Raw genomic sequence first — 14,922 nt, forward strand, 5'->3', positions numbered from 1 at the left:
CAAATCCAACTTTCCTCACATCTGCGGTCACATCGGTATGAAAATGCCACTGACCTGCATAGTTGATCAATGTGAGGAGATCATGTGATACTTCGCAAATGGCGTGATCGTCAGGTGAGGGGCAAGTCCAATGTCGGTCAATGTTGATCCGAAGCCGACCCGAAACACGGGCGTTCTTCCCTTCTATCGGTTCCTCGCGAAGCACCCGCGTGATCCGGTAGCGGCCTTCGAAGAGGTCGGGGCGCAGGCCGGCGGCAGGATCGTCCAGCTCAACATGGGACCCTTCCGGCCCTACCTGGTGACCCACCCGGACCACGTCCAGCACGTGCTGCGGAACAACCAGCCCAACTACGTCCGTGAGGGCATGTTCTGGGATCCGCTGGTCCCCCTGCTGGGCGACGGCATCCTGTCCGACGGCGAGCACTGGCAGGAGAGCCGCCGGGTGCTGCAGCCCCTGTTCACCGCGAAGTACGTCGAGTCGCTGGCCGACCGCATGGCCGAGATCATCACGGAGCAGATCGACGCCGTCGTGCGACCCGGGGAGCCGTTCGACGTCGTCGACGGGATCTCCGCCATCGTCCATCCGACGATCGTCCGCCTCTTCTTCGGTGACCGGATCTCCAGTGGGGACATCGCCCGGCTCATTCCCGCGTACGAGGTGGCGGTGACGGCCACGTGGCCGCGCCTGCTGATGCCGTTCGTCCCGAACTCGGTGCCGCTGCCGGGTGACCGCGCGTTCCGCCGGTCCATCGACACGATCAACACCGTCGTCTACCCCCGGGTCCACGAGGCCCGCCGTACGGCGACCGAGGGCAAGGACGTCGTGTCGGCGATCTGCCGCGCCCGCGCGGACGACCTCGGTGAGCGGGGCGACCGGCGGATCAGGGACGACATGGTCAGCATGCACGGCGCGTCGACCGAGACCTCCGCGACCGCGCTCACCTGGGTGTGGGTCGCCCTGGACGCCTATCCCGACCTGGCGGAGAGGATCTACAAGGAGCTCGACGAGGTGGTCGGGACCGAGCCGGTGCGGCCGTCTCACCTGCCCGAGTTGCGCTACCTGAAGATGTTCCTGTCCGAGCTGGTGCGTCTCTATCCGCCGGGCTGGATCCTGCCGCGCAAGGCGGTGGAGACGGACGAGATCGACGGAGTCACGATCAAGGCCGGGTCCACGGTGATGATCAGCCCCTACCTCACGCACCGGATCGAGGAGTTCTGGGACAGGCCTGAGGAGTTCGACCCCGAGCGGTTCGCGCCGGAGCGCGAGCGGGACCGGGAGCGCCGGCACCGCTGGTCCTACTTCCCGTTCGGTGGCGGCCCCCACAAGTGCCTGGGCCAGCACCTGTTCATGATGGAGGCGCAGCTGCTCATGGCGAGCCTGCTGAGCCGCTACCGCCCGGTGATCACCGCGACGAGGCCGGTCAGGCCGCGGCTCGCCTCCTCCTTGAGGCCGAACCAGAAGGTGAAACTGACGCTCGTCGAGCGCAACCGCACATGATCCTTCAGCAACTCGCGGGGGAGGAGACCGCTCTCGCCGCGGATTTGGGCAGAACCTGCGCGCTCGCCGCGCGCTGTCAGCGTGATCTGCAGGCCGGGGCCGCGCCGTACGGCGATCTGTTCCCCGCCAGGCCGTTCGATCCGGCGTTCTTCGCCGGGGTGTCGATGGTCACCGCGTTCGGCTCGCCCTGGGCGTCCCCGGGCGAGCTGCGCGCGGTCGGCCGGGCCTCTCTCTGGATCTTCGCGGTCGACCGCCTGGTGGACCAGGTCGCCGGCTCCCGCGCGGAGGTGGAGACCCTGGTCGCCGAGTGCCTGGCGGCGGCCGGGGCAGGACCGGCGCAGGACGCCCCCGCCGTCGTGCGCTACCTGACCGACCTCCGGGACGAGCTGGCGGCGGAGCCCGCGTACCCGGCCCTCGGGCCGGTCTGGCTCGACCGGCTCGGGCGGACGCTGCGCGCCATGGTCCAGGAGTGGCGCTGGAGGGAGGAGGGGGCGCCGGTCTCGCTGGACGAGTACCTCCAAGGCGCGGACGGCTGCGGGTCCTCCTTCGTCAACGTCTCCCACTGGATCAGGACGGGCGACCCCTGGACGCTCGGCAACATCGACGAGCTCCTGCGGGTCAGCGACGAGGTGCAGCGTTATCTGCGCCTGCTCAACGACCTGGCCACCCGCGAGAGGGAGCGCGCCCTTGGCGACGCCAACGCGCTGGCGTTCGGCGTGGGCGTCGACGAGGTCACGGCCAGGATGAACGAGATCCGCCGCCGCTGCCTGACGCTTCTCGAGCCCGTACGGGCGGGCAGCCGGCGCACCGCGGCCTACCTCGAACGGCAGATCGGTTTCAACACGGGCTTCTACGGGCTCGCGGATTATTGGGGCGAGCGTGAACGTGCGTAATGGTGTTCTCGACGGGCCGGTCGACGTGCCGACGGCCGCGGGCGAGCTGATGATGGACCTGATGTTCCGGCCCTGGGGCCAGGTGTCTCCGTCCGTCTACGAGACCGGGCGGCTCGTCACCCTGGCGCCCTGGCTGCTGGGTCACGACGACCGGGTCGCGTACCTGGTGAAGACGCAGCGGCCCGACGGGTCGTGGGGCGTGCCCGACGGGTACGGCCTGGTCCCGACCCTGAGCGCAACCGAGGCGCTGCTGTCGGTCCTCATCCGGGGCGACCGCGGCATGGACAGGGACGTCCTGGTGCGCGCGGTCCGCGGTGGGCTGCGCGTGCTGTCCGGCTGGCTGGCGGAGACGGACGCCGCCACGCTGCCCGACACCCCCGCGATCGAGATCATCGTGCCGGCGCTGGTGTCGCTCATCAACGCGCATCTGGACGGTCTGCCCGAATGCGAGATCGGCCGCCTGCCGATCCCCGCGGGGATGAGCGACGTGCCGCTCGGCCGGATCAGGCAGCGCCTGGAGTCCGGCGCCGCGCTGCCGGACAAGCTCCTGCACGCGCTGGAGGTGGGCGGCCGGTCGGCGGCGGGCGCCCCGGCCGTCAGCCCGACCTCGATCGGAACGGTCGGCGCGTCACCGGCGGCGACCGCGGCCTGGCTGAGCGGATCCGAGCTGCCCGACCCCGGCCACCACGCCCGGCGTTACCTGGAGGCGGTGGCGGTGCGGCACGGAGGCCCGGTGCCGGTGGGCCTGCCGATCACCGTGTTCGAGCGCGGCTGGGTGCTGAGCTGGCTCGCCCGCGCGGGTGTCCCGTTCGACGCGCCGCCGGAGATGCTGGCCGACCTGCGCGCGGCGATCGGGCCGGCGGGCACGCCCGCGGGAGCGGGACTGCCGCCGGACGCGGACACCACCTCGGTCGCGCTGTACGCCCTGGCGCTCCTCGGCGTGCCGTACGAACCGGACAGCCTGCTGGCCTTCGAGACGGCCACGCACTTCTGCACCTGGCAGGGCGAGGAGGGCTCGTCGGTCAGCGTCAACGCCCACGTGCTCGACGCCTTCGGCCAGTACGCGGCGGCCCGGCCGGACCTGGCGTCCCGCTACGCGGCGGTGCCGGGCAGGCTCGCCGCCTGGCTGCGCGAGCGGCAGCGGCCCGACGGGAGCTGGGAGGACCGCTGGCACGCCTCGCCCTACTACGCGACGGTCTCCTGCGCGCTCGCGCTGCACGAGTTCGGCGGGCCGGAGTCGGCGGCCGCGGTGCGGACGGCCGTGCGGTGGGCGATGGACACCCAGCGGGAGGACGGCTCCTGGGGCCGGTGGGGCGGCACGGCCGAGGAGACGGCGTACGCGATGCAGCTCCTGCTCATGACCGGGCTGCCGGACGGTGACGAGAACCGCGCGGAGGCGGTGCGGCGGGGATACCGCTACCTGCTGGCTTCGGCCGACCCGGCGGACGGGCCCGCGCTCTGGCACGACAAAGACCTCTATCTGCCCATGGCGGTCGTCCGCGCGGCCGTGCTCGCCGCTCTGCATCTCGCACAGTCCAGTGGACTTGTTGTCCAACAAGCCGGTCAACTATGATCGCGTAGGGTAATCTCAATTTCGTCTTAATTCGGGTATGTCCCTGCCGCATCTTGCGGGTTGAGCGGTTTTCCAGCCTTTTGCTAGGGTGGCGCGAGGCGCGGCGCGATCTTTGGCGCTGGGCAGCCCGGGCTGCCCAAATGGCGGGCAATTGTTAATGGCCGGTAAACGCGCTGATAGGGCGTTCTGACTTCGCTGGGTGGTATATCGATGCGCTTCCGGAATTCGCGTGTGCGAACCAAGGTCGCGGCCCTGCTGGTGTCACTGACCGCCCTGTGGGCGTTCGCCGCCTGGGTCACCGTCCGGGAGGGTGTCAACCTCATCTGGGCCACCACCATCGACAGCGGGATCGCCCAGCCGAGCGAGCCGCTGCTGCTGGAACTGCAACGCGAGCGCCGGCTTTCCGTCGTCCGCGTCGGAGACGCCGCCAGGGTGTCGCGCAAGGAACTGCAGGACCAGCGTGCCCGCACGGACGCCGCGATCGGCGTCCTGAAGGAGTCGTCGAGCAGCGACAGGGTCCGTCTCGCGGCCGGCGACGAGCTGAAGGTCCGCCTGAACGAGACGCTGCGGCGGCTGGACGGCCTGCGCGAGGCCCGGTCGGCCATCGACGCGGGACGCCTCGACCGCATCAGGACGGTGGACGTCTACGACGACGTCATCGACGCCTTCGACGCCATGTACGGCGTGGTCGCCACGCTCGACGACGCCACGCTCGCCAAGGACGGGCGCACGCTGTCGGCCATGAGCCGGGCGCGCGAACTGCTCGCCCGCGAGGACGCGATGATGGCCGGCATCTTCGCGTCGGGGCTGTTCACCGAGCAGGACCACCGGCAGTTCATCCAGATGGTGGGAGTGGCCCGCTTCGAGCTCGACCGGGCTGCGGCCGACCTGCCGCCCGCGGACCGCGCCGCGGTGGACAAGTGGAAGAAGTCGCCGTCGGTGACGACGCTGCGCACGCTGGAGGACCAGCTCTCGCTCAGCAGGCAGGCAGGCCGCCCGCCCATAGTGACCGAGACGCAGTGGCGCGGCGCCGTGGAGGCGTCGATGGCCCAGCTGCAGAACGTGATCATCAACGCCGGTGACGCGCTGGTCGAGCGGGCCATTCCGGTGGGAATCGCCGTCTTCGCCCGCCTCCTGCTGGCCGGCGTGCTCGGCCTCGTGGCGGTCGTCGCCTCGATCGTCCTTTCGATCACCACCGCCCGGGCGCTGGTGCGCCAGCTGGAGAAGCTGCGCGAGGCAGCGCTCGAACTCGCCAACGACCGGCTGCCGAGCGTGGTCGCCCGCCTCGCCCAGGGCGAGAAGGTCGACATCAAGGCGGAGGCGCCGCCGCTGGACTTCGGGCCCGACGTCATCGGCCAGGTGGGCGCGGCGTTCAACACCGTGCAGGAGACCGCCATCCGCACCGCCGTCGAGGAGGCCCAGCTCCGGCAGAGCATCCGCGACATCCTGCTCAGCCTCGCCCGGCGTACGCAGTCGCTGGTGCACCGCCAGCTCACGCTGCTCGACGTGATGGAGCGGCGCGAGTCGGACCCGGCGGAGCTGAAGGACCTGTTCCGCATCGACCACCTCGCCACCCGCATGCGGCGCAACGCCGAGAACCTGATCGTCCTTTCCGGGGCGTCCCCCGCCCGCGCCTGGCGGCGCTCGGTGCCCATGGTCGACGTCGTACGCGGCGCGCTGGCCGAGGTCGAGGACTACACCCGCGTCACCATGCTGCCGATGGGGCAGACCGCGCTCAGCGGACGCGCGGTCGGCGATGTCATCCACCTGCTCGCCGAGCTGATCGAGAACGCGGTGTCGTTCTCCCCGCCGTACACGATGGTGCAGGTGGGCGGCCAGGTGGTGGCAAGCGGGTACGCGATCGAGATCGAGGACCGCGGCCTCGGGATGAGCGCCGAGGACCTGGAGGCGACCAACCAGCGGATCGCCGACCCGCCCGAGTTCAACCTGTCGAGCACCGCCAGGCTCGGGTTGTACGTCGTCAGCCGTCTGGCCGAGCGGCACGGCATCAGGGTGTCGCTCAAGGCATCCCCGTACGGCGGCACGACCGCGATCGTGCTGCTGCCGCGCGACCTCGTCATCGAGGGCGAGGACGCCGAGCCCGAGGAGGAGACCGGTCGCGGTCTTCCCGGACATCGGGAGCCGGGCACCCGGCGGATCGCCCTGGTGGGCGCGCCCGAGGCGGCTCCCGAACCAGTGCAGGAGGTGGTCCCCGTGCCGAGGGCTCCCGAACCGCCCAGGCCCGTGCCGAGCGTTCCACCATCCGGCGGCGAACCGGACCGGCTCACGCCCACGGGCGGCTTCACTCCGTCCGGCCTGCCGTTCCGGGTGCCGCAGGCGAACCTCGCTCCCGCGCTCGCCGAGGAGCCGAGGCGCGAGCAGGTGGACGAAGACGAGGACCGCTCACCTGAGGACATCCGATCGATCATGGGCTCGTTCCAATCGGGGACGAGGCGCGGCAGATACGAGGCCGCGAAGCTGCTCGGCGAAGAGGAGGACGACTCGTGACGCACAAGACCGCGGCCTCCGCGGACCTCACGTGGTTGCTCGACGACCTCGTCGCACGGATCCGCGAGGTGGAGCACGGCATCGTGCTGTCCACCGACGGCCTGCTGCTCGCCGGCTCCCAGGGCCTTCGGGTGGAGGACGCCGAGCACCTGTCCGCCGTCGCCTCCGGCCTGCAGAGCCTGGCACGCGGGGTCGGCGAGCGCTTCCAGGGCGGGCCCGTACGGCAGACCATCGTGGAGATGAAGTCGGCCTACCTGCTCGTGACCGTGGCGGGCCAGGGCGCCTGCCTGGCCGTGCTCTGCGCGGGAGACGCCGACGTCGGCCTGGTGGCCTACGAGATGGCCATGCTCGTCGCGCGGGTCGGGCAGTACCTCACCTCGCCCGCCCGCACCACGACGGGGAACGAGGTCCGCCTGTGAACGGTGAGTGGCACGCTGACGAGGAGCGCCTGCTCGACGCGCCGACCATCCGGCCCTACGTGATCGCACGCGGCCGTACGGAGGCCCAGGACCGCTTCGACCTCATCTCGCTCGCGGTGACGGTCCGGCCCACGACGGGGACGGAGATCGGGCTGGACCCCGAGCATCAGGCGATCGTGCGGCTGTGCCGCAGGCCGCTGTCGGTCGCGGAGATCGCGGCCCATCTGGATCTGCCGGCCGGGATCGTCCGGGTCCTCCTCGGAGACCTGTTCGACCGGGGCTTCGTGGCCGTGCAGCAGCCCCAACCGGAGATGGACGTGCTGGACGAGCGGATGTACAAGGCGGTGCTCGATGGTCTTCGGGCTCTCTGAATCGCCGAAGTCCCCCCTGAAGATGCCCACGCCGATCAAGTTGCTGATCGCCGGGGGGTTCGGGGTGGGCAAGACGACGATGGTCGGGGCGGTGTCGGAGATCCGGCCGCTGCGCACGGAGGAGACGCTGACCGACCGCAGCGTCGGCGTGGACGACCTGTCGGGGGTCGAGGCGAAGGCGACCACCACGGTGGCCATGGACTTCGGCCGGATCAGCATCGGGCAGGACTTCGTCCTCTATCTCTTCGGCACCCCCGGCCAGGAGCGCTTCTGGTTCGTCTGGGACGAACTCTCCCGGGGCGCGCTCGGCGCGGTCGTGCTCGCGGACACCCGCAGGCTCGCCGACTGCTTCCCCTCCGTCGACTACTTCGAGCGGCGTGGCACGCCCTTCGTGGTCGCGGTGAACTGCTTCGAGGGCGCCCAGGTCTTCGACCTGGACGAGGTCAAGCTCGCCCTCAACCTCGGCGGTGACGTACCGATCATGCTTTGCGACGCGCGTAAGCGGGAATCGGGCAAGGAAGTCCTGATCGAGCTCGTCAAGCACGCGTACGGGAAGCGTCCCACCGCCACCGCCCACTGACGTTTCTTCGCGGCTTCACCCCGGCTATGTCCGGGTTTATCTACATGCAGGCCATTTGTCTGGTCTGTGCGTGTTTACGTTTCGCGGCGTGCGATGTTTTCGTATCCGCCGACGCGCCGCCCACCTCTGCGGGCTGAACCGGACCCCATTTTCGGCTGTCCGTTATTGCCGCCCGATTGCTGCCTACTCATCCCGATTGAGTGCTGTGGGCCAATCGCGTTGCCCTCCGCGCTCAACCATGCGTAACAGGTGGACAACAGCCGTTGATCTGAGCCTAACCCCACTGTAACGTACGCCACATCGCAGAAACTATCGGGCGCAAGCCGAAAGTTTCGGTCGGAATCCAGAAGGGAAACCACCGTGAAGTTGAGTCGGCGAGGTGTGGCGCTCCTGGCAGCGTCGGCACTGGTCCTCGGGGGATGTGGTAGTACCGGGAACGACGCCGGCGAGAGCAAGAGCTCAGCCGGCGGCAAGGTGACCGTCGAGTTTTGGAATATCTGGACCACGGACCCTCTGAAGAGCTACGGCGCTCAGGCGATCAAGGACTTCCAGGCCAAGCACCCGAACATCACCATCAAGAGCGTTCCCTACGAGAACGAGGCGTTCAAGGCGAAGCTGACGACGCTCACGCAGTCCGGCAAGGCGCCGGACATCTTCCAGACCTGGGGCGGCGGTGTGCTCGGCCAGCAGGTCGACGCGGGCCTCGTCAAGGACCTGTCCGGTGAGGACGCCAACTGGCTCGGCACCTTCACCGACGCCGCGCTGTCGGCCTACCAGATCGAGGGCAAGACGTACGCCATCCCCGACGACATCGGCATGGTGGGCTTCTGGTACAACAAGGCGCTGTTCAAGAAGGCCGGGATCGACGAGCCGCCGACGACCTGGTCGCAGTTCATCGACGGCGTCAAGAAGCTCAAGGCGGCGGGCGTCACCCCGATCGCGCTCGCGGGCAAGGACAAGTGGCCCGGCCACTACTACTGGGCGTACCTCGCCATGCGCATCGGCGGTCTCGACGCGCTGAAGCAGGCGGGCGAGACCAAGGACTTCACGGGTCCGGCCTTCATCCAGGCCGGGCAGAAGCTCAAGGAACTGGCCGAACTGCAGCCGTTCCAGAAGGGCTACCTCGGCGCGACGTACGGCGACCCGGGCGGTCAGGCCGCGACCATGGGTGACGGCAAGGCCGCGATGGAGCTGATGGGCCAGTGGGCGCCCGCGGTTCAGAACGACGCCGGCAAGGGCCTCGGCGACGACCTCGGCTTCTTCCCCTTCCCGGCCGTGGACGGCGGTCAGGGCTCGGTCACCGACGCCTTCGGCGGTGGTGGCGGCTACGCGATCGGGTCGGAGGCTCCGCCGGAGGCGATCGAGTTCCTGAAGTTCCTCACCGAGGACACCGAGCACCGCAAGGCCGTCGCGACCGGCGGTGTGCTCCCGGTGCTGAAGGGCGAGGAGGACGCGGTCACGGACCCGAACCTGTCCATGGTGGCGAAGAACCTCGCCGGGGCGACCGGGTTCCAGCTCTACCTCGACCAGGCGTACCCGCCGGCCGTCGGTCAGGAGGTCAACGACTCCGTGGCCGAGCTGATCGGCGGTACCAAGACGCCGGAGCAGGTGGCGCAGGCCATCACCGAGACGGCGAAGTCGGAGTAAGTGTCGCGTGAAGACGATGAGACCCCGGAGCCACAAGCTCCGGGGGTTCACCACGATCCTGCTGTTCCTGCTCCCCGCGCTCGTGCTCTTCTTCGGGCTCGTCGTGGCGCCGATCCTGCTCGCCTTCTACGCGAGCGTGTTCAAGTGGAACGGCATGCGCGGGCTGCCGACGGACTTCGTCGGCCTGGCGAACTTCACCCGCCTCCTGGCGGACGAGGTCTTCCTGGGTGACCTGTGGCGCGGCCTGCTGCTGATCATCTTGTCGGTGGCGATCCAGCTTCCCCTCTCGCTGGGCATCGCCATGCTGCTGAACCAGAAGATCCGCGGCAGGGCGTTCTTCCGCCTGCTGTTCTTCGCCCCGTACGTCCTGTCCGAGGCGATCACCGCGGTTCTGTTCATGATGATCCTGTCGCCCACCGAGGGCCTGGCCAACTACATCCTCGGCTGGTTCGGGATCGACCCCCTCGACTGGTTCGCCGACCCGTCGACGGTCATGATGTCGGTGTTCATCGTCATGACCTGGAAGTACTTCGGCTTCCACATGATCTTGTACATCGCCGGGCGTCAGGGCATCCCCAGGGAGCTCACCGAGGCCGCCCAGATCGACGGCGCGACGGGCTGGAAGGTTTTCCGCTACGTCACGCTGCCGCTGCTCGGCCCGACGATCCGCATCAGCGTGTTCCTGTCGGTCATCGGTGCGATCCAGCTGTTCGACCTGGTGTGGATCATCACGGGCGGCGGTCCTTCGCACTCCTCCGAGACGATGGCCGTCACGATGTTCCAGTTCGGCTTCAAGCGCTTCCAGGTCGGCTACGCGAGTGCGATCAGCGTGGTGATGTTCTTCATCAGTCTCGTGTTCGCGCTCTTCTACCAGAGATACGTCATGCGCCGCGACCTCGAAGGAGCGAGCACCGTGCTGAGGGACCAGCGATGAGCGCCAACCGTCACAAGCACTCGCCGACGTCCGGCGGTCCGCTGCGCAGCCTGTCCCTGCACGCGGTCGTTGTGATCACGGCGTTGTTCGTCGGCATCCCGCTGCTGTACGGGGTGCTCGGCGGCTTCAAGACCACCCGGCAGTTGTCGAGCAACCCGCTGGGCCTGCCCGACCCGTGGGTGCCGGAGAACTACACGAGCGTCCTCGGCTCCGCGTCGTTCTGGCGCATGCTGTGGAACAGCACCTACATCGCGGTGGCGACCACGCTCGTGGTCGTCGCGGTGTCCGCGCTGGCGGCCTACGTGTTCGCGCGCTTCGCCTTCCGGGGGCGTGAGGCGCTGTTCACGATGTTCGCCGCGGGGCTCATGTTCCCGTTCGCGGTGGCGATCCTGCCGCTGTTCGTGCTGCTGCGGATGTTCGGGCTGCTCGACAACCCACTCGGCGTGATCCTCCCGCAGGCGGCCTTCGGCATGCCGATGACGATCATCATCCTGCGCGGCTTCTTCCGGGCCATCCCGGGGGAGATCGAGGAGGCGGCGATCCTCGACGGGTGCACGCCGTTCGGGTTCTTCTGGCGGATCCTGCTGCCGATGGCCAAGCCCGCGGTCGCCACCGTCTCGGTGCTCGCGGTCGTCAACAGCTGGAACCAGTTCATGCTGCCGCTCGTGGTGTTCAGCGACGACAGCCTCTTCACCATCCCGCTGGGAGTCCAGCAGTTCCAGGGGCAGTACGCGACGGACATCTCACGAGTCATGGCCTACATCGTGGTCGCGATGCTGCCCGCTCTCGGCTTCTACGCCGTGGCCGAGCGCCAGCTCGTCAGCGGCCTGACCGCGGGAGCCGTCAAGGGCTGATCCACGGGCACGACCGCGGCGGGTGGCCGAAAGGGCTCACCACCCGCGGCGGCCCCCGTCCCCGGCCAGGGGGACACCGGGGACGAGGACGGCGACGGGGGACGCGGCAGGACGGAGCCCGTCGTCCGGGTCACAGCCTCCGCAGGTAGCGGGCAGAGGCCCATCCGGGAATGCCGGCGGCGGTGTCGACGGCCACCCAGCCGTGGGTGGCGTCGCAGGCTCCGGCGATGTTCCCCCCGGCCGGTCGCAGCCTGCCCACGGGGGCGTGGCGGATGCCGGCGCCCTCGCGGACGTTGAGGAAGCTGCCCTCGCGCACGTGCCGGAGGCGGTAGACGCACGAAAGCGAGGGCCGCCCGGCGAGGTCGAGCCTGTGGAGGTAGCGGGCGGCGGCGAAGCCCGACGCCCCGCCGGCGGTCTTCACCGCGATCCAGCCCTTGGTGGCGGTGCAGGCTCCGGAGAAGCCCCCGTCGGCCGGTCGCAGTTTGGCGACGGGGGTGTGGCGCAGGCCGGCGCCGTCGCGGACGTTGAGGAAGCCTCCCTTGCGCACGTCCCTGAGCCGGTAGGTGCACACGACCCCGGGCCCTCGCCCGCTCGCGTCCATGAACTGCCCGAACTGCCCGAACGCCTCCGACGAGGTGGGGTCACCGGGACCCGGGGCCGGGCCGGCGACCGCCGGTGCGGGATGGCCCGCGAGGATCGACCCCGCGGCGGCCCACGCCGCCAGCGCGGGGACGATGCTTCTGACGACTTTCACGATCTCTCCCTTCGGTCGGCATCGCCCACGCCGGCCGGGGGGACCCGGGTCAGTGATGCTCACCCGAAGTTCTGATCTGATTACTCTGCGTTTACACCTCCGTCGAATTGGCGCCCTGATTTTTTACTCGACACACCAGGGAAAAGAGGGTGATCTCACTCCCCGTGGGAGCCGTGGAAGGGTGAGGTCACTCCCTCGTACGCCAGGTGCAGCATCATCCCCAGATCGGCGTGGCTGAGGTTGTGGCAGTGGTTCATCCACAGCCCGGGGTTGGTGGCGCGGAAGGCCACCTGCCACACCTCGCCCGGCCGTACGTCGAAGGTGTCGAGCGACAGCGGGCTGCCCGTGGGGGCGCGGCCGTCGCGCGACAGCACGAGCACACGGTGGCCGTGGAGGTGCCAGGGGTGGGTCTCCTGGCCGCGGTTGACCACGGTGAGCCGGACGAGGTCGCCCTCCCGCACCATCTCCGTGGGGATGTCGGGGAAGGCGCGGCCGTTCACCGTGTGCGCGTAGGCCGGCCGCCCACCGGCGAGCGCGATCCCCCGGTCGAGGACGAGCGTGAAGTCCCGGTCGAAGTGGTCGCGCGCCGAGTAAGGCGTCGGGGCGGGAGCGCCGTAGCGGGTGAGGTCGAGCTCAGGCCAGTCCTCCGTGCGGTCTCCGGGCGCGGGCGCGGCGGCGGGGTCCGGCCCGGGAACCGCCCCCGAGTCCGCGGTCGTGCTCTCGCCGGTGTCCCCGCCTGCGCTCTCGCCCGTGCCCTCGCCCGTGCCGGACGGTCCGGGGACGAGCCGTACGGCCTCGGAGCGGTCGTCGGCGCGCAGGACGGCGGGGCCCGCGGGCATCGTGAACGCGAGATCGTAGCGGCCGCCCGCGGCGAGCCGCAGGCCCACCCGGCCGAGCGTGCCCGGCTCGTTGAGATCCGTCCCGTCCATGGCCACCAGCCGGTAGGGCGTGCCCGCCAGGGTGAACCGGTGCGGCGTGTTGTCGGTGTTGATCAGGCGCAGCCGTACGGGCGTGCCCGGCGGGACCTGCCGGACCAGGGGCTGGTCGTGGTCGCCCGTCACCGTCACGCCGGCGAAGGTGTGGACGGGCAGCGTGAGGTCCACCCCCGAGGGGGCGGCCCCCTTCGGCGCGACGACGAACGTGCCGTAGAGCCCCATCCGCACGCCGAGGTCGGACACCTCGTGGGTGTGATACCAGTACGTCCCGGCCTGGGCCGCGACGAAGCGGTAGACGAACTCCTCGCCGGGCATGACGGCCGCCTGGGTGAGGCCGGGCACGCCGTCCTCGCCGGAGGGCACGTCGTAGCCGTGCCAGTGAAGCGTCACCCCCGACGTGATGTCGGCGTTGCGCAACCGCACCTCGACGAGGTCGCCCTGGGTGGCGGTGATCGGCGCCCCGGGCACCTGGCCGTCGAAGGTCCACGCGGCCACCTTCCGGCCCGACGACAGCGTGACGGTCGCCGTACGGGCCGTCAGGGTGAACCTGCGTACGGCGCCGCCGGGCGGTGGCTCGGCGGGACCGCGCAGCGTCGTCACGGACCTGACCGGCTCCTGCGCGCCGGACGCGGACGTGTGCGCGGCGGAGTGGCCGCCGGCAGCGGGGCTCGTCCCCGCCTCGGCGGTCCCCTCCGCGGGGACGAACACGAGCGCGGTGCCGAGCACGGCGGCCACGGCGGTCGCCGCCGTCGCCGTCCGCAGCCCGGGAACGGTCGCGGCGGTCGCCCTCCAGGTCACCAGGACGGCCCCCGCGACGACGGCCAGGAGGATGAGGGCGGTGCCGGCGTCCGCCGGGTAGCCGATCAGGAAGGTCTGCACGAGCCCGGCCGCCGCCGCGTAACCGGCGCCGAGCAGCGGGACCACCACCGCGGGAGCCCGCACGGCGCCGGGGTCCGCGTCCGGCCGCCGGGCGGCGCGCAGGACGCGCGGCCCGGCCAGCGCGGTGGCCACGGCCGCCGCCGTGAAGAGGAACGGCAGGGCGACGGTGACCTTCTCCTGCACGAACCACCAGCCCGCGCCGGCCAGTGCGAGCACGGACCAGACCCGGGCCAGGGACGCGACGACGGCCACGGCGAACAGGGCCGCGGTCGTCCTCGTACGGCGGGCCGCGGCGGCCACGCCCGCGCCCGCCCACGCCGCCGCGGTCAGCGCCGAGACGAGCAGGTCGAGCGCCATGAGCTGGCCGGTCGTCATGACGCGGGAACCGGACGGCCCTCCGCGGCGTCCTGCGAGTGCGCGCCGGGCTTGGGCCAGGCGAGCTGTCGCGCCCGGCGGAACACGAACTCGCAGACGCCGATGATCGCCATGCCGTTGATCGCGTGCAGGCCGAGGATCACCAGGGAGAGGGTCGTGGTGTTGCCGGTGCTGTCGTCGAACAGCCTGCCGACCACGACGATCAGCGACTGCACGATGATCAGGCCGAGGGGCAGGACGGTCATCCCGATCTGGCGTCCTGGCGCCTTGGCCGCCGCGGCGGCGGCGGTGGCGACCAGCGACAGCACCGGGATGATCATCATGCCGTTCATGGTGTGCAGGGCGAACGAGGAGTCGTCCTGCGGTTTGTCGAACGCGCCGACGGCCGCGAGGTACATCTGGAAGACGGCGGCGGCGAGCAGCAGTCCGGCTATGGCGGCGTAGACCTTGCGCACGCTTTGCTCCCTTCGGTCAGCGGATCACGGGGATCACGGGGGGTGTACGGGGATCACGGGGGACCATGGGGATCGTGTCCCACGTGGGCCGGGGACGCGTCCCTCGCCGGAGGACACATCGGCTACCACCGGGGGAGTACACGGGTCCGCGCAGGCCGTGCCCCGCGCTGTCTCGATGGTGGCCGCCGGGCCCTGCCCGCGTCGTCGCACGCGGGGAGGCTTCCCGGTGTACCGCCGCCGGATCAGC

The 14,922-nt window shown here is 70.3% G+C and carries 13 protein-coding genes; 10 read left to right on the top strand and 3 right to left on the bottom strand.

What is annotated here, in order from left to right; translation table 11 throughout:
• Nucleotides 1-130 precede the first annotated feature (130 nt).
• The 10 genes from HHX31_RS12780 (at nucleotide 131) to HHX31_RS12825 (ending at nucleotide 11,277) form a co-directional block, all read left to right on the top strand.
• Complete coding sequence (locus HHX31_RS12780) at nucleotides 131-1,498, top strand: cytochrome P450 (protein ID WP_169948475.1); 1,368 nt, start codon at nucleotides 131-133, stop codon at nucleotides 1,496-1,498.
• Nucleotides 1,495-2,391, top strand: a complete 897-nt coding sequence (locus HHX31_RS12785; RefSeq protein WP_169948476.1) for a terpene synthase family protein — start codon at nucleotides 1,495-1,497, stop codon at nucleotides 2,389-2,391. Before HHX31_RS12780 ends, HHX31_RS12785 begins: the two co-directional genes overlap by 4 nt.
• Nucleotides 2,378-3,964, top strand: a complete 1,587-nt coding sequence (locus HHX31_RS12790) for a prenyltransferase/squalene oxidase repeat-containing protein (RefSeq protein WP_169948477.1) — start codon at nucleotides 2,378-2,380, stop codon at nucleotides 3,962-3,964. The genes HHX31_RS12785 and HHX31_RS12790 overlap by 14 nt, the downstream gene beginning before the upstream one ends.
• Before the next feature lie 231 nt (nucleotides 3,965-4,195).
• Entirely contained in the window at nucleotides 4,196-6,472 is a 2,277-nt protein-coding gene (locus HHX31_RS12795) for a nitrate- and nitrite sensing domain-containing protein (protein WP_311931756.1), read from the top strand.
• Nucleotides 6,469-6,891 carry a roadblock/LC7 domain-containing protein gene (locus HHX31_RS12800; protein ID WP_169948479.1) on the top strand — a complete coding sequence of 141 codons (423 nt, stop codon included), beginning with the start codon at nucleotides 6,469-6,471 and terminating at the stop codon, nucleotides 6,889-6,891. Before HHX31_RS12795 ends, HHX31_RS12800 begins: the two co-directional genes overlap by 4 nt.
• A complete protein-coding gene (locus tag HHX31_RS12805; protein ID WP_169948480.1) occupies nucleotides 6,888-7,262 on the top strand; it encodes a DUF742 domain-containing protein in 375 nt (124 codons plus the stop codon). The genes HHX31_RS12800 and HHX31_RS12805 overlap by 4 nt, the downstream gene beginning before the upstream one ends.
• 22 nt (nucleotides 7,263-7,284) lie before the next feature.
• On the top strand, nucleotides 7,285-7,842 hold the full coding sequence (locus HHX31_RS12810; RefSeq protein ID WP_249345944.1) for an ATP/GTP-binding protein: 558 nt from the start codon (nucleotides 7,285-7,287) through the stop codon (nucleotides 7,840-7,842).
• A 474-nt stretch (nucleotides 7,843-8,316) separates the two neighbouring features.
• Nucleotides 8,317-9,489: an extracellular solute-binding protein gene (locus HHX31_RS12815; protein ID WP_311931757.1), complete on the top strand. Its 1,173-nt coding sequence runs from the start codon at nucleotides 8,317-8,319 to the stop codon at nucleotides 9,487-9,489.
• Nucleotides 9,490-9,505: 16 nt separating this feature from the next.
• A complete protein-coding gene (locus tag HHX31_RS12820; protein WP_169948483.1) occupies nucleotides 9,506-10,423 on the top strand; it encodes a carbohydrate ABC transporter permease in 918 nt (305 codons plus the stop codon).
• Entirely contained in the window at nucleotides 10,420-11,277 is an 858-nt protein-coding gene (locus HHX31_RS12825; protein ID WP_169948484.1) for a carbohydrate ABC transporter permease, read from the top strand. Before HHX31_RS12820 ends, HHX31_RS12825 begins: the two co-directional genes overlap by 4 nt.
• 130 nt (nucleotides 11,278-11,407) lie before the next feature.
• On the opposite strand, the gene HHX31_RS12830 is transcribed toward HHX31_RS12825, so the two are convergent.
• The 3 genes from HHX31_RS12830 to HHX31_RS12840 all read right to left on the bottom strand — a co-directional run bounded on the left by HHX31_RS12830 (nucleotide 11,408) and on the right by HHX31_RS12840 (nucleotide 14,675).
• Nucleotides 11,408-12,031 carry an SH3 domain-containing protein gene (locus tag HHX31_RS12830; protein WP_169948485.1) on the bottom strand — a complete coding sequence of 208 codons (624 nt, stop codon included), beginning with the start codon at nucleotides 12,029-12,031 and terminating at the stop codon, nucleotides 11,408-11,410.
• A gap of 155 nt (nucleotides 12,032-12,186) precedes the next feature.
• The gene (locus HHX31_RS12835) at nucleotides 12,187-14,220 is read right to left on the bottom strand and encodes a multicopper oxidase family protein (protein WP_169948486.1); all 2,034 of its coding nucleotides are present in this window, start codon (nucleotides 14,218-14,220) and stop codon (nucleotides 12,187-12,189) included.
• Nucleotides 14,217-14,675, bottom strand: coding sequence for a DUF6220 domain-containing protein (locus tag HHX31_RS12840; RefSeq protein ID WP_169948487.1), 459 nt, complete (start codon nucleotides 14,673-14,675; stop codon nucleotides 14,217-14,219). Before HHX31_RS12840 ends, HHX31_RS12835 begins: the two co-directional genes overlap by 4 nt.
• Nucleotides 14,676-14,922 lie beyond the last annotated feature (247 nt).

Source organism: Microbispora sp. H11081, from assembly GCF_012999535.1.
In the GTDB taxonomy this organism is placed as follows: Bacteria; Actinomycetota; Actinomycetes; order Streptosporangiales; family Streptosporangiaceae; genus Microbispora.

Excerpts from the sequence above, each read along its gene's own strand:
- HHX31_RS12780 (WP_169948475.1), top strand. The coding sequence starts at position 131 with ATGTCGGTCAATGTTGATCCGAAGCCGACCCGAAACACGGGCGTTCTT.
- HHX31_RS12810 (WP_249345944.1), top strand. The coding sequence starts at position 7,285 with ATGCCCACGCCGATCAAGTTGCTGATCGCCGGGGGGTTCGGGGTGGGC.
- HHX31_RS12835 (WP_169948486.1), bottom strand. The coding sequence starts at position 14,220 with ATGACGACCGGCCAGCTCATGGCGCTCGACCTGCTCGTCTCGGCGCTG.
- HHX31_RS12820 (WP_169948483.1), top strand. The coding sequence starts at position 9,506 with ATGAGACCCCGGAGCCACAAGCTCCGGGGGTTCACCACGATCCTGCTG.
- HHX31_RS12785 (WP_169948476.1), top strand. The coding sequence starts at position 1,495 with ATGATCCTTCAGCAACTCGCGGGGGAGGAGACCGCTCTCGCCGCGGAT.
- HHX31_RS12825 (WP_169948484.1), top strand. The coding sequence starts at position 10,420 with ATGAGCGCCAACCGTCACAAGCACTCGCCGACGTCCGGCGGTCCGCTG.